The organism is Derxia lacustris, assembly GCF_002105195.1.
In the GTDB taxonomy this organism is placed as follows: domain Bacteria; phylum Pseudomonadota; class Gammaproteobacteria; order Burkholderiales; family Burkholderiaceae_E; genus Derxia; species Derxia lacustris.
Window position 1 is genome coordinate 246,498 of the sequence record NZ_MUHU01000011.1, and the last position, 23,103, is coordinate 269,600.

Consider the following 23,103-nt stretch of genomic DNA (forward strand, 5'->3'; position numbering starts at 1 on the left):
GCTTTTTGCGGCGGCAAATCCGCAGCCAAGCCGCAGCCAAGCCGCGCCCGCCAGCGTGCCGCTCAGCCGCCCGCCCTGGCCTGCACCCGCCCGAGCCACGCGCCCAGCACCACCCCGCGCAGCAGCAGAAAGCCATCGAGCGCCAGCCAGAGCCCGTGATTGCCGAAAGCCGCCAGCGCCGGCCCGACCGCCACGAAGAACAGCGCCGACGCCGCCAGCACCGCCCACATCAGCTCGCGCAGCAGCACCGCGCCGATGTAGACGCCATCGAACATGAAGGCGCCGACCGCCGCCAGCGGCCACAGCGCCAGCCAGGCCAGATGCGCGCGCGCCGCCGCCCGCACCTCGGGCAGATCGGTGAGCGCGTCGATCAGCGCCGGCCCGGCCAGCCACAGCGCCAGCGCGCACAGCGCGGCCAGCAGCGCGGCCCAGCCGAGCGGCCGCAGCACCGCGCGCCGCGTCTGGGCCGGATCGCGCGCACCGATCGCCGCGCCGACCAGCGTCTGGCCGGCATTGGCAAAGCCGTCGATGCCATAGGTGATGAAAGTCGCCAGCGTCATGAGCACGCCGTTGGCCGCCAGCACCAGCTCGCCCTGCCCCGCGCCGTAGCGCGTGAAGGCCGAGAACACCGACAGCAGCGCCGCCGTGCGCAGCAGCAGCGTGCCGTTCATGGCGACCAGCCCGCGCCACGCGGCCGCATCGCGCAAGGCGCCGCCATGCCAGCTCAGCAGCCCGGCGCGATGCAGCAGCGCCAGCCCGGCGACAAAGCCGGCGGCATCGGCGATGGCGGTGGCCGCGCCGAGCCCGGCCACGCCGGCATCCAGCCCGATCGTCAGCAGCAGCGCCGCCGCGAGATTGACCAGATTGACGAAGACTTGCAGCGCCAGCCCGGCCAGCGCGCGCTGGGCGCCAAGCAGCCAGCCGAGGATCACGAAATTGCCGAGCCCGAAGGCGATCGACCAGGCGCGCGCGCCGCAATAGGCCAGCGCCTGGGCGCGCAGGTCGCCGTGCGCATCGAACAGGTCGGCGAGCGCAGCGAGCAGCGGCGCGCGCAGCAGCACCAGCAGCGCGCCGGCGCCGAGCGCAAGGCCCAGCGCCCGCAACAGCAGCGCCGATTCGCCGGCCCGGTCGCGCGCGCCACGCGCCTGGGCGGTCAGCGCCGCCGTGCCCATGCGCAAGAAGATGAACGCCCAGTAGATGAGGTTGAAGGCCTGGGCGCCGAGCGTGACCGCGCCGAGGCTGGTGGCGTCGTGCATGTGGCCGGCCAGCGCGGTGTCGACCGCCGACAGCACCGGCTGGGTCAGGCTCGACAGGATCAGCGGAATGGCCAGCGCAAAGATGGCGCGATGCGAAGGAGCGTCGGTTTTCATGGCGCGCAAGCCTAGTGCACCGCGCCGGCCTCAGTACGTGACCGCGATGTCGTCGAAGGCCACCGCCGCCACCGGCGTGAGCGCGGTGCTGTCCAGCTCGAAGATCACGCGCTGGATCCGGGCCAGCGGATTGCCGCGCGTGCTGAGCGGCAGCGCGAAGTCGCGCCAGCCATTGCGCGTGGTGGTGAAGGCATAGCCGCCCAGCCGCGCACTGCCGTCGGCGGTCTGCACCCACAGCCGCAACGGCACCGCGCCCGAGCTGTAGACCGAGAACCGCAGCGTCGCGCCGACTGCCAGCGGCAGCACCGGGCCGCGCAGCGCCAGCGTGCCGCCGGGCGCGGCAAAGCTCACCCGCACCGCGCGGCTGCCGCTGCGCACCGGCAGCTTCAGCGCGAAATCGCGCGTGGAGTTGCGCGACACATCGGTCCAGCCGCTGGCGAGCGCATCGGCATAGATGACCGTGGCATCGCTCAGACAGACGGCGGTCGTCACCGTCAGGCTGGCGCTCGCGGCCGAGACATTGCCGGCGGCATCGCGCGCCTTGACCGTGAGCGCATGGCTGCTGCCGCAGGTCAGCCCGGTGAAGCTGGCGCTGGTGCCGGCGATGCCGGCGCGCAGCAGCGTGGCGCCGTCGTACACGTCATAGACCACCGCGCCGCTGTCGTCGGTGGCGGCGGCCCAGCTCAGCTTGAAGCCGCTGCCGCTGACGGCGCTGGCCGCCGGCTTGCCGGGCGCGCTCGGCGCCTGAAGGTCGCGGTTGGCGCTGATGATCCGGCCGAGCAGCGCCACATAGGCCGCCTGGTAGTAGATCGCCGGCTCGCTCAGCTCCCAGGAGTTGTCGGGCCAGCCGGTGTTCCAGTCCTTGTAGGCCTTCTGCGGCGGCTGGTTGGCGATGTTGGCCACGCTGCCGCCATAGCCCGGATTGGGCCCGCCCACCAGGTAGCCGGGCGGCGGCCCCTTGGGCGAGCTGGTGGCGTTGTCCCACACCGAGCCGTCGCTGAACCACGCGTGATACAGCTCGTCGATCGACTTCTCGGCGCCGTAGTCGGCCATGTGCGACAGATAGACCAGCCCGAGCGGATTGGCGCCGTGCAGCCAGTGCAGATGCTGCTGCGCCACCTCGCTGTACTGGGCGGCCGAGCCGGCATTGAGGTTGAAGGCCACGAAATCGAGATTGAGGTTGCCGGCATTGGCGCGGGTACGGTTGTGGCCCCAGCTGAAGTCGCTGGTCGGCACATGGGCGCGGTACAGGTCGCTGCCGGCCGCCAGCGCATCGATCGACAGCACGCCGTTCTGCGCCGCCTTCTGGTTGCGGATGTTGCCGGCCACGCCGGCCGAGGCGCCGGCCAGCCCGGCATAGCGCAGCAGCGCGGTCTGCATCGGCGCCCAGTACGGGCCCCACCAGCCCAGGCTGTAGGGCCGCACCGTGGTGTAGCGGGCTTCGACAAAGCTCTTGTATTCGGCCTTGCCGGTCGCCTCGTAGAGCGCGATGGCGGCGAGCACCGCGCTTTCGAGCTGGCCCTGGGCATCCACGTCGGCGTCGCCCGACTTGATGTCGCCGTTGTCGCAGGCGGTCTGGTAGCGGGTCCAGCTGGCGGTGGCCGACTTGGCGCGCGTCCAGGCCTTCTCGGCGCGGCTGACCAGATCGGCGGCATAGGCGGCCTGCGACGCGATGCCGCCGAGCGCCACGCCAGCCGAGGCGAACATCGCGCTGCCGGCCAGCGTGGCCGACGTGCATTCGGCCACGTAGTAGCGCCGGCGCTTGTCGGCGCTGGGCGGCGTGACCTCGCCGTCATAGGTATCGACGCCGACCTTGAGCAGCAGGCCGTTGCTGCCGGTCGCGTCCTGCATGCGCTTGAGGAAGTCGAGCTCCCACTTGATCTCGTCGAGCAGGTCGGGCAGGCCGTTGCCCGATTCGGGCAGGTTGTAGTCGTCGCCGAAGACCGCCGGATTGGCGCGCCAGGCATCGATCAGCTGGATGACGGTGTCCTGCGCGAAGGTCACGTACTTGTTGGCGTCGCCGGCATCCATCCAGCCGCCGCGCAGATCGCGCGCGGTGGCCAGATTGCCCTTGGCGGTGCGGCTGGTGGCCTGGGCGTCCTGATAGGCATCGACAAAGGCGGCACCGTCGGTCCAGCGCGCATCGGCATAAGGCGCCAGCTTGGCAAAGCCGAGCCGCTGGTAGAAGAACATGCGCACCGCCTGCCTGAGCACCTCGTCATACACGGCGGTGCCGATCTCGAAGCGGCCCGAGCCGACCCGGTTGGCCACATCCCACACGTAGTACGAGCCGGGCGCGGTCACCGCGCTGAAGTCGAAATGCCAGCCCCGGTCGCCCGATTGCGCATGGGTGGCGCCGCCGTTCCAGACCGCGAGCGTGCCGCTCAGCACCACGCTGTCGTCGGCCCAGCGGCGCAGCTGGTACTGGTTGGCGCCGGTGCCGGGCGCAAACGCTTCGGCGGCATCGAAGCCGGCCTGCGGATCGGCCACGATGGCCACCTTGCGCATGTCGGGCAGATAGCCGAACTGGTCGACGCGGATGAACTTGCCGACTTGCAGCGGTGCGGCCTGGGCCACGGCGGCGATGCCGACCGCGACTGCGGCGGCGGCAAGGCGAAGGGAGAGGTGCATGTGTGCGCTCACGATTTGGGATGGCCGACCGCCGCGCCCGGCGGGCCTGCGACGACCGGCACACCGGCGTGGAGCGGTGCCGACGCGGACGACAGCGACGGCAGCCGCAGTCTCGGCGCAAGCGCAAATTGCCCCGCCGGAACTGCATCACCTTCCGACGCGCTTGCAAGCGCCGTTGTGCGCTTGCGCCGGCCTGCCGGGCCGCCGACCATCGCGGCTTTCCACTCCCACCCCAAGCCCGCCATGACCGAGCCGACCCTGCCCGACACGCCCGCAATCCATCCCGGCGAAGCCCGCCGCCGCCAGGTGATGGGCGATGTGTTCGTCGACCGCGCGCTCAACAGCGCCGACGACTTCACCCGCCCGCTCCAGCACTACGTCAACGAGCACGCCTGGGGCTCGACCTGGCTGCGCGACGGCCTCGAACTCAAGCAGCGCAGCCTGTGCACGGTGTCGATGCTGGCCGCGCTCGGCCGCAGCAACGAGCTCAAGGGCCATCTGCGCGGCGCGCTCAACAACGGCGCCACGCTGGCCGAGATCCGCGAAGTGCTGCTGCATGTGGCGCCCTATGCCGGCGCGCCGGCCGCCATCGAGGCCTTCCGCGCCGCGCGCGAGTTCATGGCCGACAACGGCCTGAGCTTCGATGAGACAGCCGCCGGCTGAAGCCGCGCGCAAGCTCGACCGCACCGCCCTTCCGGAGTCTGTCCATGTCCGATGCCATCCTCATCCAGCGCCCGGCGGCGCCCGCCAGCCAGCTGGTCGCGCTGTTCCACGGCGTGGGCGCCACGCCCGACGATCTGGTGCCGCTCGGCGAACTCATCGCGCGCCAGTGGCCGCAGGCGCTTGTGACCAGCGTGGCCGGCACCGAGCCGTCGGACTTTGGCAGCGGGCGGCAATGGTTCTCGCTCCAGGGCATCACCGATGAAAAGCGCGGCGCCCGCATCGCGCTGGCCATGCGCGACTTCATCGGCGCGGTCACGCTGTGGCAGGCCCAGGCCGGCGTCGGCGCCGAGGCGACCACGCTGGTCGGCTTTTCGCAGGGCGCGATGATGGCGCTCGGCTCGCTGTGCCAGCCGGTGCCGGTGGCGCGGCGGGTGGTGGCGATCGCCGGCCGCTTTGCCACCCTGCCCGAGCGCATCGCGCCCGGACTGACGGTGCATCTGCTGCACGGCGCCGACGACAGCGTGGTCGCGGCCAGCCATTCGACCCAGGCCGCCGAGCGGCTGCGGGCGCTCGGCGCGACGGTCACGCTCGACCTGTTTCCGGGCGTGGGCCACGGCATCACGCCGGAGATGGCGCGCACGCTGCTGCAACGGCTGGCGGCGGGCTGAAGCGCCGGTGCGGCGGCGGACGGCTGGGCCGCGCTGCACTGCACTCGCCGCCAGCCAGCGCCGGACGCGTCAGCCCAGCTGCGCCCCGGCCGGCACCAGCTCCACCTCCAGGTCGTGGCCTTCCACATCGCCGCCGGCCAGCACCCAGGCATCGAGTCCGCCGAGCAGCGGCCGCACCCGCGTGAAACCGCGCGCCGCCAGCAGCCGCGCCGCCTGCGCCGCCGACACCTCGTTGGGGCAGTTGCAATACAGCACGATCTCGCGGTCGCGCGGCAGCTGGGCCGCATGGCTGGCGATGTCGCCGAGCGCCACCGGCTGCGCGCCCGGAATGCGGCGCGGATCGATCTCGATGCCGGTCTTCGAGCGCACGTCGATCAGCACCGGCGCCGCGTCGCCGTCGAGCAGCGCGCGCAATTCATCGACGCTGATGCGCGCCCGCTCGACCGAGCGCAGAAAGCTGCGCCGACGCTGCCAGCGCCAGGCCAGATACAGCGCCACCGCCAGCACGCCGACCAGCGCCGCCGCCAGCCCGAGCCGCGACAGCAGCGCGATCACCTCCTGGATCTGGTCGCTGAACGCCAGCCCCAGCGCCAGGAACGGCGCGGCCCAGACCAGCCCGGCCGCCAGCTCATAGCCCACGAACACCGGCAGCCGCATGCCCAGCGCACCGGCCATCGGCGCCGCCACCACCGACACGCCGGGCAGAAACTTGGCCGCGATCAGCGAGCCGCCGCCCCAGCGCCCGATGAAGCTCTCGCTCTGGCGCACGCAGCCGTCGGGCGACAGGCTGATGCGGCACAGCAGCCGCAGGATGCGATAGCCGAAATGCCGCCCGGCCCAGAACCACAGCCCGTCGCCGAGCAGATTGGCCAGCACCGCCAGCGCCAGCACGCCGGCGAACGACAGCTGGCCGCCAGCCGCCAGCCCGCCGGCCACCACCAGCACCGGTGCGGCCGGCAGCGGCGCGCCGATGCGCACCGCCAGCGTGACGAGGAAGACGACGAGATTGCCGTGAGCGGCAAGGCTGGCGAGAAGGTCGGGCACGGCGGGCTCCGGCGGGGTCGGGCAGACCCGGAGGAAATGGCGGCGAGGCGGCAAGCCGCAAGCCTGCACTGCCGCCGCCCGGCCTGCCCGGATTTTTCCGCGCGGCGCGCCGGTCGTCGGGCGTCGGCAGCCGTCCGGACCCGGGCGTCGCGCCTCAGCCGAGGCGACGCCGGCGCCGCGTGACGGCGAAGCCGGCCAGCGCCATGCCGACGGCAAACATCGACGCCGGATCGGCCTCGGGCACCGGCGAGCTGGGCGCCGTGAACAGCGTGTCGGTCGGCGTGAGCAGCAGCTTGCCGATCAGCAGCTGCGAATAGTCGTAATTCGAGCCGCTGGCGGTGAAGCCGAGACTGTCGCCGGCCTTCACGTCGTAGAAGGTGAAGCCACCGGAGTAGTCGAAACCGTTCGACGGGCTATCGCAGCAGGCCGGGCCGTAGGCATTGACCAGCGTCGCGCCGGTGGACGTGGTCAAGCCCACGGTCACCGCAAACCAGGAGTGCAGGCCGGTGTAGTTCCACAGGAAGGAATAGGTGCCGTCCTCCGGCGCGATGCCGCTGATGAGCCAGGACTGGGTCTCGTAGCCCGAGTCGTGCAGGTCGTAGCTCAGGATGCTGTTGCTGCCGTCGCTGACATTGTTGAGGATGCCCGGGCCGGCAATCTGCCAGTCGACGGTGGCGGCGCCGGCGGCGGCGCTGAAGAGGGCGGCAATGCAGCCGGCGGCTGCGTGCTTGATGAGTTTCATGTTGGCTGACTCGCTGGTTGAGAGGAAACAACGCAGAAAGACTAGCCAGCCACATGCCGCGGCGCGAAGTAGCCGCAGACCGTTAACCGTTACGCCACGGCGCTGCGCGAGATGCCCTTGCCAGCGCCAGCCGCGCGCGTTCCAGGTCGTCGGGCAGATCGATGTCGAAGGCAATGCCGGGATCGTCGAGCGCGAGTTCGGTGCAGCGGCCGCGCGCGCGGCAGGCGCGCAGCAGCTCGGCCGCGCCGGCCTCGCCCGCCAGCGCCATCAGCGCCGCGCCCTGGCTGGCCGCAAACCCCACCGGATGACCGCGCCGGCCCGCATGCAAGGGCAGTACCGCATCGGCGGTGCCGGCCATCAGCGCCGTGGCCACGGCGACTAGGCTGGCCGGCGCCAGCAGCGGCAGATCGCCGGGCAGGATCAGCCAGCCCGGCGCGCCGGCATTGGCGCGCACCGCGGCGGCGATCGAATCGCCCATGCCGGCATGCGCGCCGCGCTCGACATGCAGCGGCAAGCCGCTGGCCGCGACCGCCGCGAGCGTGAGCCCGAGCACGGTCGAGCCGCCCAGCGGCGCATCGAGCTTGGAACCGGCGCCGCCGGCGGCGTTGAAGCGGCGCCCCCGGCCCGAGGCCAGGACGAGGACCACCGGCAGGCTGGCCGGCGGCGTGTTGCAAGCGGGAAGTGAGCTCATGCCGCCGATGCTAGCCGGCGTGCTCCGGCATCGTGCGCCCCGCCCCCTTGGGGTCTGCGCCGTCGCCCGAGCCGCGCCGGAAAGCCGGCCGCGCCCCGCCAATCGAACTCAGGCGGCCGCCAGCTCGGTCTGGCGGCGTTGCGCGACCAGCTCGGCTTCGAGCGCGGTCCACAGCGCGATGCGCGCCTCGACCGCGCCGAGCGCGGCGGCATGCATCTGGGTCAGCGCGAGCTGGTCGGCGCCGATGAATTCGCGCACCAGTTCATGCGCCGCCGGGCCGTGGCTTTCGGAATCGACCTCGATATGGCGATTGAGATAGAACACGAAAGTCGGCACCGACTTTTCCTCGATCCGCCATTGCGCGAGCAGGCGCCGGAACATTTCCGGGATCACGTCTTCGCGGCCATGCAGGAAACTGCCCAATACCTGATGACTCAGGCCGTTGATCGCCAGATCGATGGTGCTTTCGACGAAACGCCGCACCGCCAGCGGCGCATTTACCTGGCGCAATGCATCGGGCACGGCCACATGGTTGCGAATCAATTCGACGAATTGGCGAATCTGGCGGGTATCGGCGCCGACCTCCTCCATCGCCGCCAGATACAGCTCGAAATGGCTGGCATGGCCGCCGTCGGGCGTGCAGTCCGATTCCTCGCCGAGCACGATTTCGTTGATGAGGCGCGCGGCGCGCGGGCTGGCCGGCGGCACCCAGGGCAGGCTGACGCAGGTGAGATCGAGTTGCAGGCGCTTGACCAGCGACATGAAGTCCCAGACCGCGAATACATGCCATTGCATGAACACATGCAGATCCTCGGGACGCTGAAGCGACGAGAACACCGAATGGCGTTTCATCGCCAGCGAGCGTTCCTCGATCTGCTGGAGTTGGGCGGCAAGGGAAAACGGCGGCAGGGGAGCATTCACGGTGCGGATTCCTGTTCTTTTTGGCTGCAATTCAATCAATTTGAGAAGCGATTGACGCTATTACCGATTGCGCCGCCGAATGCGTCAAGACTCCGAATATCGCCATGAGTGACATCCCGCATCCGGCCACCGTGAAATAATTCAGCCCGGCAAATTCATTAGTTAATTCGCGTGACGCTCATCAAACGAGTTAGGGCCGGGCTGCGCCAAATGGCCCGCAGCCAATAAGCCAAATAACTAGTCGGTCACAAGAAAATGGCCGAGCCGGACCAAGCGGGCAATCGCTCCGGTCCGGCCCGGCCGCCGCTGCGCGCCCTCAACCGACGATCACGGCGCGGAAGTCGTTGACGTTGGTCAGCGTCGGCCCGGTCACGACCGAATCGCCGAGCGCCTGGAAGAAGCCGTGGCCGTCGTTGCGGTCGAGGCTGGCGCGCGGACGGATGCCGAGCGCGCGGGCGCGCGCCAGGGTGTCGGGCGCGAGGATGGCGCCGGCGATCTCCTCGACGCCATCGACGCCGTCGGTATCGCCGGCCAGCGCATGCACGCCGGCAAGGCCGTCGAGCGCCACGCCGAGCGCGAGCAGAAATTCGACATTGCGCCCGCCCCGGCCGTCGCCGCGCAGCGTGACCGTGGTTTCGCCGCCCGACAGCAGCACGCAGGGCGCGGCGAAGGGCTGGCCGCGCATCGCCACCTGGCGCACCAGCCCGGCCATGCCCTTGCCGATTTCGCGCGCCTCGCCCTCGATGCCGTCGCCGAGGATGTGGGCCGCAAGGCCGGCCTCGCGCGCCACGCGGGCGGCGGCTTCGAGCGCGAGCTGGGGCGCGGCGACGATGCTGGCGCTGGCGCGCGCGAGCCGGGCGTCGCCGGGCTTGAGGGTTTCGCCGGCGCCGGATTGCAGATGCGCGCGCACCGCCGGCGGCAACGCAATCGCATAGCGGTCGACGATGGCGAGCGCATCGGCGCAGCTGCTGGCATCGGCCACGGTCGGGCCCGAGGCGATGTCGCCCGGCGCATCGCCCGGCACGTCGGAGATGAGCAGCGTCACCACCCGGGCCGGCGCGCAGGCGGCGGCCAGCTTGCCGCCCTTGAGCGCCGACAGATGGCGCCGCACGCAGTTCATCTCGCCGATGCTGGCACCGCTGGCGAGCAGCGCCGCATTGACCGCCTGCTTGTCGGCCAGCGTCAGGCCGGCGCCGGGCGCGACCAGCAGCGACGAGCCGCCGCCCGAAATCAGCGCGATGACCAGATCGTCCTCGGTCAGGCCGCGCACCCGCTCGACGATGCGTTGCGCCGCGCGCAGTCCGGCCTCATCGGGTACCGGATGGGCCGCCTCGACGATCTCGATCTGGCGCGTCGGCACCGCATAGCCGTAGCGCGTGACCACCAGCCCGTCGAGCGGGCCGTCCCAGTGCGCTTCGAGCGCCTGGGCCATCGCGGCCGACGCCTTGCCGGCGCCGATGACGACGGTGCGGCCCCTGGGGCGCGGCGGCAGATGCGGCGGCAGGCACAGCGCCGGCTGGGCGGCGGCAATCGCCGCGTCGAACATGCGGCGCAGCAGCGCGCGGCGGTCGGCGCCCGGATCGTGATCGGCCGCCATGGGTTCAGCCTTCCTGCGCGACTGCGTGATTGGCCATCAGCTCCAGCGCCCTGACCAGCGCCGAATGATCGAGCTCGCCCAGGCCGTTGGCGGCGCAGGCCTGCATCAGCTGGGCCGCGCCGGCGGTCTGCGGCAGCGCCACGCCCAGCTCGCGCGCGCCTTGCAACGCCAGCCCCAGATCCTTCTGATGCAGCTTGATGCGGAAGCCCGGCGCAAACGTGCGCTTGATCATCCGCTCGCCATGCACCTCAAGAATGCGGCTCGATGCAAAGCCGCCCATCAGCGCCTGGCGCACCTTGGCCGGATCGGCGCCGGCCTTGCTGGCAAACAGCAGCGCCTCGCCGACGGCGGCGATGTTGAGCGCCACGATGATCTGGTTGGCCACCTTGGTGGTCTGGCCGTCGCCGTTGCCGCCGACCAGGGTGATGTTCTTGCCCATCAGCTCGAACAGCGGCTTGACGCGCGCAAACACCGCCTCGTCGCCGCCGACCATGATCGTCAGCGTGGCGGCCTTGGCGCCCACCTCGCCGCCCGACACCGGCGCGTCGAGATAGTCGGCGCCCAGATCGTTGATGCGCGCCGCGAAGTCCTTGGTCGCCATCGGCGAGATCGAGCTCATGTCGACCACGGTCTTGCGCGTGGCGGCGCCGATCAGCCCGTCGGCGATGCCGTTGGCGCCGAACAGCACGGCTTCCACGTCGGGCGTGTCGGGGACCATCGTGAAGACGATGTCGGCATTGCGCGCCACCTCGGCGGCATTGCCGCAAGCCGTGGCCGACGTGGCCGCGATGGCTTCGGGCAGCGCGCTGCGGGTGTGCACGAACAGCTCATGGCCGGCGTTGACGAGATGCAGCGCCATGGGCGTGCCCATGATGCCGAGGCCGATGAATCCGAGCTTCATGTCGGGAGTCCTTGCAGAAGAAAGTGGAAATGATCCGGCGCGCGCGGCGGCGTTCAGGATGCCTTGTCAGTAGCCGGCCGGTGCCGCGCCCGGCGCGCCCTGGCGCATGCGGCCCAGCACCTGCTGGGCGCCGGCCGCCATCAGCCGCGCATCGGAACTGACGGTGACGAACTGGAAGCCCTTGGCGATGCGCGCCAGCGCCGCCTCGGTGCCGCCGTTGTGGATGCCGGCGACCACGCCATGCGCCCTGGCGCGCGCCACGATGTGGTCGATGGCCTCGGCGGCGCGCGGGTCCACGTCGTCGAAGGTGGGCTTGCAGCCGAGCGACAGCGACAGGTCGGACGGGCCGATGTAGATCGCGTCCAGCCCCTCGACCGAGAGGATGTCGTCGAGGTTGTCGAGCGCCTGCGCGGTCTCGATCATCGCGAAAGTGACGATGGTGTCGTTGGCCTTGGCCGGGTAATCCGGCCCGCCATAAAGCAACCCGCGGATCGGCCCGAAGCTGCGCACGCCGCGCGGCGCGTAATGCGTGTAGGCCACCAGCTTCTGCGCATCCTCGCGGGTGTTGATCATCGGGCAGATCACGCCGTAGGCGCCGGCGTCGAGCGTCTTCATGAGGATGCCCGGCTCCAGCCAGGGCACGCGCACGACCGGCACGGTGGCGGTGGTGGAAATGGCCTGGAGCATGCCGACCATCGCCTGGTAATCGACGAGGCCGTGCTGCAGGTCGATGGTCAGCGCGTCCCAGCCCTGATGGGCCATCGTCTCGGCGCTGAAGCCGTTGGGAATGGCAAGCCAGCCGTTGACGGCGGCGGCGCCGGTCTTCCACAGACTGCGCAGACGGTTCTCTCTCATGGGATTTCCTTGGGGCAAGGCGTGAGCCGGGATGACGGCCATCAGGTGACCGGCGCCGGGTTGAACAGCACCAGCGCGTTGTGCAGCTTCCAGTGCTCGGCCCAGGTGCGCCGGCCGCTGGCCGTGTCGAGCAGCAGCCGAAACAGCTCCCAGCCCAGCTCTTCGATGCTGGCTTCGCCGTCGGCGATCTTGCCGGCGTTCAGGTCCATCAGGTCGTGCCAGCGCCGCGCCAGATCGCTGCGCGTGGCCACCTTGACGACCGGGCATTCGGCCAGTCCGTAGGGCGTGCCGCGCCCCGTCGTGAACACATGCAGGTTCATGCCGGCGGCCAGTTGCAGCGTGCCGCAGATGAAGTCGCTGGCCGGCGTGGCGGCAAACACCAGTCCGCGCTGGTCGGGCGCCAGCTTGTCGCCCGGCGCCAGCACGCTGGCGATGGCGGCGCTGCCGCTCTTGACGATGGAGCCCATCGCCTTCTCGGTGATGTTGCTCAAGCCCCCGGCCTTGTTGCCCGGCGTGGTGTTGGCCGAGCGGTCGACCCGGCCGCGATCCAGATAGCGGTCGTACCAGCCCAGCTCGCGCACGATGGCCTCGGCCACTTCCGGCGTGGCGGCGCGCGCGGTGAGCTGGTCGACCGCGTCGCGCACCTCGGTGTTCTCCGAGAACATGATCGTGGCGCCGGCGCGCACCAGCAGATCGGCCGCGAAGCCGACTGCCGGGTTGGCCGTCACGCCCGAGAAGGCATCGCTGCCGCCGCATTGCACGCCGACCACCAGCGCGCTCGCAGGCACGGTTTCGCGGCGCCGCGCATTGAGCCGCTCCAGATGCGGCCGGGCGCTTTGCACCACGTCGTCGACCATCGACATGAAGCCGACGTGCTTCGCGTCCTGCAGGCAGACGGTGTCCGGCGTGCTGCGGCCATCCACGATCGGAAAGCTGCCCGGCGGCAGCAGCCGGTCGGGTTGCAACTTTTCGCAGCCCAGGCTCACGACCATCACCTCGCCGCCAAAGTTGGGGTTGAGCGTGATGTTGCGCAGCGTGCGGATCGGGATGACCGCATCGGGCGCGTCGATGGCGACGCCGCAGCCGTAGCTGTGCTCGAGCGCGACCACGCCATCCACGTTGGGAAACTGCGGCAGCAGCTCGGCGCGGATGCGCTCGGCCGCGATGCCGACCACGCCGGCCACGCATTGCACCGTGGTGGTGATGGCGAGCAGGTTGCGCGTGCCGACCGAGCCGTCGGCATTGCGATAGCCCTCGAAGGTGAAGCCGTCGAGCGGCGGCAGCGTGGCGGGCTTGCGCGTGGCCATCGGCAGGCCTTCCAGCTCGCGCGCGGCGGGCATCTTCAGGCGCTTTTCATGCACCCAGGCGCCGGCGCGAATCGGCTCGACGGCGTAGCCGATGGGCACGTCGTAGCGCGTGACGGCGGCGCCTTCTGCAATCGCTTGCAGCGCAACCTTGTGACCTTGCGGCACGGCTTCGAGCAGGGTGAGCCCGGCGCCGGGCACGCCCTCGGGCAACTCCGTGCCGGCGGGCAGGCCGCCGTCGTTGACCACGATGGCGACGTTGTCGCGCTCGTGCATGCGAATGGTCAGGGGCGGGGAATTCATCGCGGTGTCCATGCCTCAGCGCAGCAGCGCCGGCCGCTTCGGGTCGAACTTCCAGCCCGGGATCAGGAACTGCATCGCCATCGCGTCGTCGCGCGCGCCGAGCCCGTGCTGGCGGTAGAGCGCATTGGCCTTCTCGACCTCGGCCATGTCCAGCTCGATGCCGAGGCCGGGCTTCTCGGGCAGCGCCACCTTGCCGCCCACGATCCGCAGCGGCTCCTTCGTCAGCCGCTGGCCGTCCTGCCAGATCCAGTGCGTGTCGATGGCCGTGACCTTGCCCGGCGCGGCGGCGCCGACGTGCGTGAACATCGCCAGCGACACGTCGAAGTGATTGTTGGAATGCGAGCCCCAGGTCAGGCCCCAGTCGCGGCAGGTCTGGGCCACGCGCACCGAGCCGGCCATGGTCCAGAAGTGCGGATCGGCGAGCGGGATGTCCACGCTTTGCAGCGACAGCGCATGCACGAGCTGGCGCCAGTCGGTCGCGATCATGTTGGTGGCGGTCGGCAGGCCGGTGGCGCGGCGGAATTCGGCCATCACCTCGCGGCCCGAAAAACCGTCCTCGGCGCCGCAGGGGTCTTCGGCATAGGCCATCACGCCATGCAGGTCGCGCGTGAGGCGGATGGCGTCCTTGAGCAGCCAGCCGCCGTTGGGGTCGAGCGTGACGCGCGCCTGTGGAAAGCGTTCGTGCAGCGCGCGGATCGCCTCGACTTCGGCCTCGCCGGCCAGCACGCCGCCCTTGAGCTTGAAGTCGTTGAAGCCGTAGCGCTCGCGCGCGGCCTCGGCCAGCCTGACGATGGCCTCGGGCGTCAGCGCCGGCTCGTGGCGCAGGCGCTGCCAGGCGTTGTCGGCGCCGGGTTCGCTGGCATAGGGCAAGCAGGTCTTCGTGCGGTCGCCGACGAAGAACAGGTAGCCGAGCATCTCGACGCTGTCGCGCTGCCGGCCTTCGCCGAGCAAGGCCGCGACCGGCACGCCGAGGTGCTGACCCAGCAGGTCGAGCAGCGCGCTTTCGACGGCGGTCACGCAATGAATGGTGGTGCGCAGATCGAAGGTTTGCAGGCCGCGACCGCCGCTGTCGCGGTCGGCGAAGGCCGCGCCCATCGCGCGCAGCACGGCCTGGTGGTTGCCGATCGACTGGCCCTCGACGAGGGCGCGCGCGTCTTCGAGCGTCTGGCGGATCTTTTCGCCGCCGGGCACTTCGCCCACGCCGGTGTTGCCGGCGCTGTCGGTGAGGACGACGAGATTGCGCGTGAAGAACGGTGCGTGGGCGCCGCTCAGGTTGAGCAGCATGCCGTCGCGGCCTGCCACCGGAATCACGCGCATCTGGCGCACGACGGGGGTGCCGCGCGCTTCGGTCTGGACTGGCTTGGTCATGATGATGTCTCCCGGAGTCACTTGAGTTCGACGCGCTTGATTTCGCCGACGACGAAGGCGTAGCAGACGATGGCCATCAGTGCGTTGGCGCCGATGTAGACCAGCGCGCCGGCAAACGAGCCGGTGCCCTGCACGATGAAGCCGATGACGATCGGCGTGGTGATGCCGGCGGTGTTGCCGAAGGTGTTGAACAGCCCGCCGCTCAGGCCGGCGATGCCCTTGGGCGAGGTGTCCGACACCACGGCCCAGCCAAGCGCCCCCACGCCCTTGCCGAAGAAGGCCAGCGCCATCATCGCGATGACCATCTCGTGCGACTCGATGTAGTTGCAGGCCACCATCGTCATCGACAGCAGCATGCCGACGATGATCGGCGTCTTGCGCGCCACGGTGAGCGAGAAGCCGCGCCTGACCATCCGGTCCGACAGATAGCCGCCGAGCACGCCACCGATGAAGCCCGCGATGGCGGGCACCGACGCCACGATGCCGGCCTTGAGGATCGTCATGCCGCGTTCCTGCACCAGGTAGACCGGAAACCAGGTGAGGAAGAAATAGGTCAGCGTGGTAATGAAGTACTGGCCGAAGTAGATGCCCAGCAGCATGCGGTTGCCGAGCAGCTGGCGGATCGCGCCGACGGGCTTGGCAGCGCTTGCATCGACCGCCACCGGCTGGCCGCGCACCGGCTTGTCGATCAGCGCGCCGCCCTTTTCCAGCAGGTCGAGTTCGCCGGCATTGATGCGCGGATGGTCGCGCGGATCGCGGATGACCTTGAGCCACACGACCGACAGCGCGACGCCCAGTCCGCCCATCGCGTAGAACACCGCCGGCCAGCCGAATTCATGCACCAGCCAGGCCATGATCGGCGCGAACAGCACGGTGGCGAAGTACTGCGCCGAGTTGAAGATGGCCGAGGCCATGCCGCGCTCGTCGGTCGGAAACCAGGACGCGACGAGCCGGCTGTTGCCCGGGAAGGACGGCGCCTCGGCCGCGCCCACCGCCAGCCGCAGCGCGAACAGCGTGGTCACGGCGGCGGCGCCGGTCAGAAAGCCGACCGTGCCCTGCAACAGCGTGAAGAACGACCACAGCGCGATGCTGCCGGCATAGACGATGCGCGCGCCAAACCGGTCGAGCAGCCAGCCGCCCGGAATCTGCGCCGCCACATAGCTCCAGCCAAAGGCCGAGAACACGAAGCCGAGCTGCACGGCACTGATGCCGAGGTCTTTCTGCAGCGCCGAGCCGGCGATGGAAATGGTGGCGCGGTCGGCGTAGTTGATGGTGGTGACGATGAACAGCATCGCCAGAATCGTGTAGCGGATGCGGCTGGCGCGCGCACTGCTGGCGGTGGCGGCGGACGCGGTGGTGCCCGCTGCGGGCAGCTTGAGTTCCATGCGATGTCTCCTCGGTCTCGTTGAATGGCGAGCGGGGTTGGCGGGCCGTCGGCGGCCCGTCCGTTTGCTGTGGGGCCGGCGCTGGCGGAACCGGTCCGCGCTGCGCCGGGTCAGGCGTCAGTCATCGGTTGGCGGCGTGCTCCCGCTTGCCGTCGACGAGGCGCGGCAGGCCATAGGGGTTGTCGTCGCGCAGGGCCGCCGGCAGCAGTTCGGCCGGCAGGTCCTGGTAGCAGACCGGGCGCAGGAAGCGCTCGATGGCGGCGGTGCCGACCGAGGTGGCGCGCGCGTCGGTGGTGGCCGGCCAGGGGCCGCCGTGGACCATTGCGTGGCTCACTTCCACGCCGGTCGGCCAGCCGTTGGCCAGGATGCGGCCGGCCTTGCGTTCGAGCGTGGGCAGCAACGCGCGCGCCAGTTCGGTATCGGCCGCGCCCAGATGCAGCGTGGCAGTGAGCTGGCCGTCGAGCGACTCTGCAAGCGATTGCAGCTGGGCCGCGTCGCGGCAGCGCACCAGCAGGCCGCTGGCGCCGAAGACTTCGTCATGCAGCGCCGGGTTGGCCAGAAAGCTGTCCGCGTCGGTGGCAAACAGGCCGGCGCGGCAGCGGTTGGGGCCGTCGCCTTCGCGGCCGCGTGCCACGGTGGTCACGCGCTCATGGCGCGCGAGCTTGGCGACGCCGTCGCTGTAGGCGGCATGGATCGCGGGCGACAGCATGGTTTGCGCGCCGGCCGCGCCGAGTGCTTCGGCAGCGGCGGCCACGAAGGCGTCGGCATCGGGTCCGTCGATGGCGAGCAGCAGGCCGGGATTGGTGCAGAACTGGCCGGCGCCCAGCGTCAGCGAGCCGACGAAGGCGCGACCGAGCGCTTCGGCACGTTCGGCCAGCGCGCCCGGCAGCAGGAAGACCGGATTGATCGCGCTCAGCTCGCCGTACACCGGGATCGGCTGCGGCCGCGATTGCGCCAGCCGCATCAGCGCCACGCCACCGGCGCGCGAGCCGGTGAAGCCGACGGCCTGGATGCGCGGATCGGCGACCAGCGCGCTGCCCACTTCATTGCCGGCGCCGACGATGAGCGAGAACACGCCCTCGGGCAGGCCGCTGGCGGCGACCGCCTGCTGCACTGCGCGCCCGACCAGCTCCGACGTGCCCGGATGCGCCGAATGCGCCTTGACGACCACCGGGCAGCCGGCAGCCAGCGCCGAGGCGGTATCGCCGCCGGCGACCGAGAACGCGAGCGGGAAATTGCTGGCGCCGAACACCGCCACCGGCCCGAGCGCAATGCGGCGCTGGCGCAGATCGCTGCGCGGCAGCGGCTCGCGCGCCGGCAGCGCCGGATCGATGCGCACGCCGGCATAACCGCCATCGCGCACCACCTTCGCGAACAGCCGCAGCTGGTTGCAGGTACGGCCGCGTTCGCCTTCGAGCCGGGCGCGCGGCAGGCCAGTCTCGGCCATGGCGCGCTGGATCAGTTCGTCGCCGATGGCTTCGATGTTGGCGGCGATGGCGTCGAGGAAGCCGGCGCGCAGCTCCGGCGCGCTGTCGCGGTAGCTGTCGAAGGCGGCGGCGGCCAGCGCGCAGGCGCGCTCCACATCGGCGCGGCTGCCGGCGCCGAAGGCCGGCTCCAGCCGCTCGCCCGTGGCCGGGTCGGTTGCGTAGATCTGGCCGTGCTGGCCGGTGACGGCGCTGGCGCCGATGAGCAGTTGTCCGGTGATGGTCATGGCGGCTTTCAGCGGATGCGCGCGACGAGCGCGGCGAGTTCGGCGACTTCACTTTCGGTCAGGTCGGTGAGCGGCGTGCGCACCGGGCCGGCGTCGCGGCCGATCACGCTCATGCCGGCCTTCACGATCGACACCGCATAGCCGCGCTTGCGGTTGCGCAGCTCGATGTAGGGCAGCACGAACTTCTTCAGCTCGGCGTAGACGGTGGCGTGATCGCGGGCGCGCACGGCGGCGTAGAAGTCGAGCGCCCAGCGCGGCGCGAAATTGAAGATGGCCGACGAATAGGTCGTCACGCCCATTTCCAGGTAGGGCAGCGCGAAGGTCTCGGCGGTGGGCAGGCCACCCACATAGGTGAAGCGGTCGCCGAGACGGGCGTAGATGCGGGTCATCAGCTCGATGTCGCCCACGCCGTCCTTGAAGCCGACCAGATTGGGGCAACGCTCGGCCAGCCGCGCCAGCGCCACGTCGTCGAGCCGCTGGTTGGCGCGGTTGTAGACGATGACGCCCAGCCGCGTCGACTTGCACACGGCTTCGATGTGGCGCGCGACGCCGTCGGTATCGGCTTCGGTCAGATAGGGCGGCAGCAGCAGGATGCCGTCGGCGCCGGCGGCCTCGGCGGCCTGGCAGTACTGCTGGGCCATGGCCGTGCCGTAGCCGGCCGGCGCGATCACCGGGATGCGGCCGTTGGTCTCTTCCACCGCCGCGCGCAGCACGCGGTCGACTTCGGCCGGCGTCAGCGAAAAGAACTCGCCGGTGCCGCCGGCCGCGAACAGCCCGGCCGCGTCATGGCTGAACAGCCAGTTGAGGTTGGCGCGATAGGCCCGCTCGTCGAAGGACAGGTCGGCGCGGCTGAAATGGGTGACCGGAAACGACAGCAGGCCGGTGCCGATCTGGCGGGCGAATTCGACGGGCGTGTAGCGCGACATGGCAGGAATCCTTGTTGAAGTGGAACGGATTCTTTGCCTGCCAACGATGCAAGTCCAAGATAATCACTGACTCGATCAATACCGTTGGAGCATCGATGTTCGATCTGGCCCAGCTCCGCTGCTTTGTCGCCGTGGCCGAGGAACTGCACTTCGGCCGCGCCGCCGCGCGCCTCAACATGACCCAGCCGCCGCTGAGCCGGCAGATCCAGCTGCTGGAGCATCTGGTCGGCACCCGGCTGCTGGAGCGCAGCAGCCGCTCGGTGCGACTGACGGCGGCCGGGCGCGGCTTTCTGCCCGATGCGGCGCGCATCCTGCGGCTGGCCGACGAGGCTGCCGCCAGCGCGCGCCGGGTCGCCAGCGGCGCGGCCGGCACGCTGGCCATCGGCTTTACCGCGTCGGTCGGTTACGGGCTGCTGCCGGCGCTGGTGCGCGAGGCGCGCGGCCAGACCCGCGCGGTCCAGCTCACGCTCAAGGAAATGGTCAGCGGCGCCCAGCTCGAAGCGCTGGCGGCGCGCCAGATCGACCTGGGCCTGCTGCGCCCGCCGGTGCTGCACGGCGACCTCGACACCCTGGCCTGCCCCAACGAAGGACTGGTGGCCGCCCTGCCCGCCGCCGAGGCCGGCGACTGGCCGGCCGCGCCGACGCTGGCCAGCTTTGCCGGGCGCGCGCTGGTCATGTACTCGCCCTACGAGGCGCGCTATTTCCATCAGCTGCTCAGCGGCCTGTTCGAGCGCGCCGGCGTGCAGCCCGAGGTGGTCGAGCAGGTCAGCCAGATCCACTCGATGCTGGCGCTGGTGCGCGCCGGCATCGGCGCCGCGCTGATCCCGGCCGGCGCGGCGGCGCTGCATTTCGACGGCGTGGACTACCGCCCGGTCGCCACCGATCCGCCGACGCCGGTCGAGCTCACCTATGCCTGGCGGCGCGACAACGACAATCCGGCGCTGCATGGCTTGCTCGGGCGCTTGAAGGCGGGCGGCTTGCTGACCAGCCCGGGCTGAGGCTGCTCGGTGCGGCGCCGACCGGGGCTCGGGCGCGTTCTTGGCGTCCAGCTCCCAGCGCTTGCCGTCCACCCGACCGCAGGCGGGCCGACATGCCGCACCCGCCTGCCGTGAGCCCGAAAGCCGGCCCGGACGTTTTACGTGATGACACCTGGGCGATTCAACCCAGCCGTCCTCCTCGTCATGACTAGGCATTTACCTTAGTCGCGCCCCTGGGATTTCCCTGGGGCGGGCTCCCGGCAATGCCGCCTGCTGCGCGATCGCCCTCCTCCTGGCGGCATGGCAGGAAACAACGATGAAGATGAAGCGAATCCTTCTGGCTGCCGGCCTTGCCGCAGCCTTCGCAAGCGGATCGGCCCGGGCGGCGCAACTGGTCAATGGCGGCTTCGAGGACGGCACGCTCACCGGCTGGAGCAGCTACGGCAATGTCTCGGTCAGCAGCGGATCGGGCGCGGGCGGCGGCAGCTTTGCCGCGCTGCTCACCGCCGGTCTTGGCACCGGCGTCTACACCATGCTGTCGCAGACGGTGACGCTGGCCGCCGGCGAGACGGTGAACGGCATCGCGCGCTGGATCGGCAACGACTATCTGCCCTACAACGACAACGGCTTCGTGCGGGTGCTGGCGCTGAGCAATCTCCAGAGCTACTCGCTGTTCAATGCCGACATCGCCACCTGGGGCAACTATGGCAGCAGCCCCTGGGTGTCGTTCAGCTTCGCGGCGCCGACGGCGGGCATCTACACGCTGTATGCGGGCGTCGCCAACTCGGTCGACAACGTGCTCGACAGCGGCCTGAAGGTCGATTTCGGCACCACGCTGGCACCGGTGCCCGAACCCGAGATCGCCTCGCTGGCCTTCCTCGGACTGGGTGCGGTGGGTCTGGCGGCGCGGCGTCGGCGCGGGCGCCGCGACTGAGCGCGGCGGCAGGCCGGCATTGCGCCGGTCTGCCGGTTGCGGGCGGATCGGTCGGCGCGCCCTGCCCTCGACGGGGACGGCAGGGCGCGCCGATGGGCGCTCAGCGGCGCGCGCCCGCCAGCCGCTTGACCACGGCCACCATGCGATCGACTTCCTCGCAGGTGTTGTAGAAGGCCAGCGACGGCCGCACCGTGGTTTCGAGCCCGAAGCGCCGCAGGATCGGCTGGGCGCAGTGATGGCCGGTGCGCACCGCAATGCCTTCTGCGTTGAGCGCCTTGCCGACTTCGTCGGTGCTGTAGCCGGCCAGCACGAAGCTCAGCACGCTGGCCTTGTCCTTGGCCGTGCCGATGAGCTTGACGCCCTTGATCGGCTTCATGTGCGCGGTCGCGTAGTCGAGCAGCGCGTGCTCATAGGCGCCGATGTTCTCGATGCCGATGCGCTCCACGTACTCCAGCGCCGCGCCCAGACCCACCGCGTCGGCGATGTTGCCGGTGCCGGCTTCAAAGCGCGTGGGCGGCCCGTGATAGACCGTCTTCTCGAAGGTGACGTCGGCAATCATGTTGCCGCCGCCCTGCCAGGGCGGCATGTCCTCGAGGATCTCGCGCTTGCCGTAGACCGCGCCGATGCCGGTCGGGCCGAAGATCTTGTGGCCCGAGAACACGAAGAAGTCGGCGTCGAGCGCCTGCACATCCACGCGCATGTGCGACACCGACTGCGCGCCATCCACCAGCGCCTTGGCGCCTGCGCGATGCGCCATGTCGACGATCTGCTTGACCGGCACGACCGTGCCGAGCGCATTCGACACCTGCGTCACCGAGACCAGCTTGGTGCGGTCGTTGAGCAGCTTGCTGTACTCGTCGAGCAGCACCTGACCGTCGTCGTCGACCGGAATCACGCGCAGCTTGGCGCCCTTGGCGGCGCACAGCTGCTGCCACGGCACGATGTTGGCGTGGTGCTCCAGGTTCGAGACGATGATCTCGTCGCCCGGGCCGATGTTCTTCGCGCCCCAGCTCTTGGCCACCAGGTTGATGGCCTCGGTGGTGCCGCGCACGAAGATGATTTCCTCGGTCGAACCGGCGCCGATGAAGCGGCGCACGGTCTCGCGCGCTTCTTCATAGGCATCGGTTGCGCGCGCGGCCAGCTCATGCGCCGCGCGGTGGATGTTGGAATTTTCGTGCGCGTAGAAGTGCGCGAGCCGGTCGATCACGGCCTGCGGCTTCTGCGTGGTGGCGGCGTTGTCGAACCACACCAGCTGACGGCCGTTGACGCGCTCCTGAAGGATCGGGAAGTCGCGCCGCACCGCATGCACGTCGAACGGCGGATGCGCACCGGCCGGCACCTGCGGCACGGCAGCCGTGTGCTGCTTGCCGCTCGGCGTGGCGGTATCGAGAAAGTAGAAGCCCGGCGCCGACGGCGTGGCCACGCCGGGCGACGACGGCGGCAGCGCGGTCGGTGACGTGACGCCGCGCACCGGCGCGGTCGGCCGCGCAGGCGTGGTCGGCGCCTTCAGGTCGCCCGCCAGCAGGGCGCGCAACTCGTCGTCGCCGGGCAGACCGAAGCTGCGCGCGACCAGACGGTCATCGGCTGCCGGCAGGCCGGCCGGCGGCGTGGCACGCGCGGGCGCATCGCCCAGAAAGTAGAAGTTCGACGCCGGCGCAGCCGCACCGCCCGCGCCGGGCTGGCCGAAGCCCGCCGGCGCATTGGCGGCCGGTGCCTCAGGCACGCCGAGCACATGGCTGCCCACGCGGCCGTCATAGGCCGGCGCGGCTTGCAGCACCAGATCGGGCACGCCGTTCTGCGCCTGCGCATGCGGCACCAGTGCCGGCGCCGAGGCGCTGGCATTGGCCACGCTCTGCGGCGAGGTGGGCGCCAGATTGGCGCCCGGCGGCAGCGCGCCGAACGGCACGGCAGCCGGCGTGGACGGACCCGCAATGCCGGGCGGCAGGGACAGCCCCGCCGGATGGACATTGGCCGGCACCGGCACGCCACCGGCCGCCGGAATCGACGGCAGTGCGGCGAACACCTCGGCGGCCAGCCGGGCAATCGACAGCGGGTCCGGCAGCCCGGGCGGCGCGGCGCCGCCAGCGAGGTCAGGCGTGGACATCGCGTCGC

At 70.6% G+C, this 23,103-nt stretch carries 19 protein-coding genes; 4 read left to right on the forward strand and 15 right to left on the reverse strand.

What is annotated here, in order from left to right; genetic code table 11:
- Positions 1 to 62: 62 nt before the first annotated feature.
- Complete coding sequence (locus B9P64_RS12465) at positions 63 to 1,370, reverse strand: MATE family efflux transporter (RefSeq protein WP_085316562.1); 1,308 nt, start codon at positions 1,368 to 1,370, stop codon at positions 63 to 65.
- A 30-nt stretch (positions 1,371 to 1,400) separates the two neighbouring features.
- Entirely contained in the window at positions 1,401 to 4,001 is a 2,601-nt protein-coding gene (locus B9P64_RS12470) for a glycoside hydrolase family 9 protein (RefSeq protein ID WP_085316563.1), read from the reverse strand.
- Positions 4,002 to 4,244: 243 nt separating this feature from the next.
- On the opposite strand from B9P64_RS12470, the gene B9P64_RS12475 reads away from it, so the two are divergent.
- Positions 4,245 to 4,664 (forward strand): carboxymuconolactone decarboxylase family protein, encoded by a 420-nt coding sequence (locus B9P64_RS12475; protein WP_085316564.1) that lies wholly within the window; start codon positions 4,245 to 4,247, stop codon positions 4,662 to 4,664.
- Between the two features lie 44 nt (positions 4,665 to 4,708).
- A complete protein-coding gene (gene ypfH, locus B9P64_RS12480; protein WP_085316565.1) occupies positions 4,709 to 5,332 on the forward strand; it encodes an esterase in 624 nt (207 codons plus the stop codon).
- A gap of 69 nt (positions 5,333 to 5,401) precedes the next feature.
- Here ypfH and B9P64_RS12485 read toward each other — a convergent pair whose 3' ends face one another.
- The 12 genes from B9P64_RS12485 to kdgD form a co-directional block, all read right to left on the reverse strand.
- Positions 5,402 to 6,376 (reverse strand): DedA family protein/thiosulfate sulfurtransferase GlpE, encoded by a 975-nt coding sequence (locus B9P64_RS12485; RefSeq protein WP_085316566.1) that lies wholly within the window; start codon positions 6,374 to 6,376, stop codon positions 5,402 to 5,404.
- 154 nt (positions 6,377 to 6,530) lie between these two features.
- A complete protein-coding gene (locus B9P64_RS12490) occupies positions 6,531 to 7,118 on the reverse strand; it encodes a PEP-CTERM sorting domain-containing protein (protein WP_085316567.1) in 588 nt (195 codons plus the stop codon).
- An 82-nt stretch (positions 7,119 to 7,200) separates the two neighbouring features.
- Positions 7,201 to 7,809 carry a nucleotidyltransferase family protein gene (locus B9P64_RS12495; RefSeq protein ID WP_085316568.1) on the reverse strand — a complete coding sequence of 203 codons (609 nt, stop codon included), beginning with the start codon at positions 7,807 to 7,809 and terminating at the stop codon, positions 7,201 to 7,203.
- A gap of 108 nt (positions 7,810 to 7,917) precedes the next feature.
- On the reverse strand, positions 7,918 to 8,730 hold the full coding sequence (locus B9P64_RS12500) for a DUF3050 domain-containing protein (protein ID WP_235839992.1): 813 nt from the start codon (positions 8,728 to 8,730) through the stop codon (positions 7,918 to 7,920).
- Between the two features lie 316 nt (positions 8,731 to 9,046).
- A complete protein-coding gene (locus B9P64_RS12505; RefSeq protein WP_085316569.1) occupies positions 9,047 to 10,327 on the reverse strand; it encodes a glycerate kinase type-2 family protein in 1,281 nt (426 codons plus the stop codon).
- Positions 10,328 to 10,331: 4 nt separating this feature from the next.
- Positions 10,332 to 11,228, reverse strand: a complete 897-nt coding sequence (gene glxR / locus B9P64_RS12510) for a 2-hydroxy-3-oxopropionate reductase (RefSeq protein ID WP_085316570.1) — start codon at positions 11,226 to 11,228, stop codon at positions 10,332 to 10,334.
- Positions 11,229 to 11,294: 66 nt separating this feature from the next.
- Positions 11,295 to 12,083: an HpcH/HpaI aldolase family protein gene (locus B9P64_RS12515; protein WP_085316571.1), complete on the reverse strand. Its 789-nt coding sequence runs from the start codon at positions 12,081 to 12,083 to the stop codon at positions 11,295 to 11,297.
- 41 nt (positions 12,084 to 12,124) lie between these two features.
- Complete coding sequence (gene garD / locus B9P64_RS12520; RefSeq protein ID WP_235839993.1) at positions 12,125 to 13,690, reverse strand: galactarate dehydratase; 1,566 nt, start codon at positions 13,688 to 13,690, stop codon at positions 12,125 to 12,127.
- A gap of 15 nt (positions 13,691 to 13,705) precedes the next feature.
- On the reverse strand, positions 13,706 to 15,058 hold the full coding sequence (gene gudD / locus B9P64_RS12525; protein ID WP_085316573.1) for a glucarate dehydratase: 1,353 nt from the start codon (positions 15,056 to 15,058) through the stop codon (positions 13,706 to 13,708).
- Between the two features lie 17 nt (positions 15,059 to 15,075).
- The gene (locus tag B9P64_RS12530; RefSeq protein WP_085316574.1) at positions 15,076 to 16,443 is read right to left on the reverse strand and encodes an MFS transporter; all 1,368 of its coding nucleotides are present in this window, start codon (positions 16,441 to 16,443) and stop codon (positions 15,076 to 15,078) included.
- A 121-nt stretch (positions 16,444 to 16,564) separates the two neighbouring features.
- Positions 16,565 to 18,154, reverse strand: a complete 1,590-nt coding sequence (locus B9P64_RS12535; RefSeq protein WP_085316575.1) for an aldehyde dehydrogenase (NADP(+)) — start codon at positions 18,152 to 18,154, stop codon at positions 16,565 to 16,567.
- An 8-nt stretch (positions 18,155 to 18,162) separates the two neighbouring features.
- On the reverse strand, positions 18,163 to 19,080 hold the full coding sequence (kdgD, locus tag B9P64_RS12540) for a 5-dehydro-4-deoxyglucarate dehydratase (protein WP_085316576.1): 918 nt from the start codon (positions 19,078 to 19,080) through the stop codon (positions 18,163 to 18,165).
- Between the two features lie 95 nt (positions 19,081 to 19,175).
- Between kdgD and B9P64_RS12545 the strand changes: the two genes are divergently transcribed.
- Complete coding sequence (locus B9P64_RS12545) at positions 19,176 to 20,078, forward strand: LysR family transcriptional regulator (RefSeq protein ID WP_085316577.1); 903 nt, start codon at positions 19,176 to 19,178, stop codon at positions 20,076 to 20,078.
- 295 nt (positions 20,079 to 20,373) lie between these two features.
- Positions 20,374 to 20,991 (forward strand): PEP-CTERM sorting domain-containing protein, encoded by a 618-nt coding sequence (locus B9P64_RS12550; protein WP_085316578.1) that lies wholly within the window; start codon positions 20,374 to 20,376, stop codon positions 20,989 to 20,991.
- Between the two features lie 100 nt (positions 20,992 to 21,091).
- Here the strand turns inward: B9P64_RS12550 and B9P64_RS12555 are convergent, their stop codons facing one another.
- Positions 21,092 to 23,095, reverse strand: coding sequence for a family 2A encapsulin nanocompartment cargo protein cysteine desulfurase (locus tag B9P64_RS12555; RefSeq protein WP_085316649.1), 2,004 nt, complete (start codon positions 23,093 to 23,095; stop codon positions 21,092 to 21,094).
- Positions 23,096 to 23,103 lie beyond the last annotated feature (8 nt).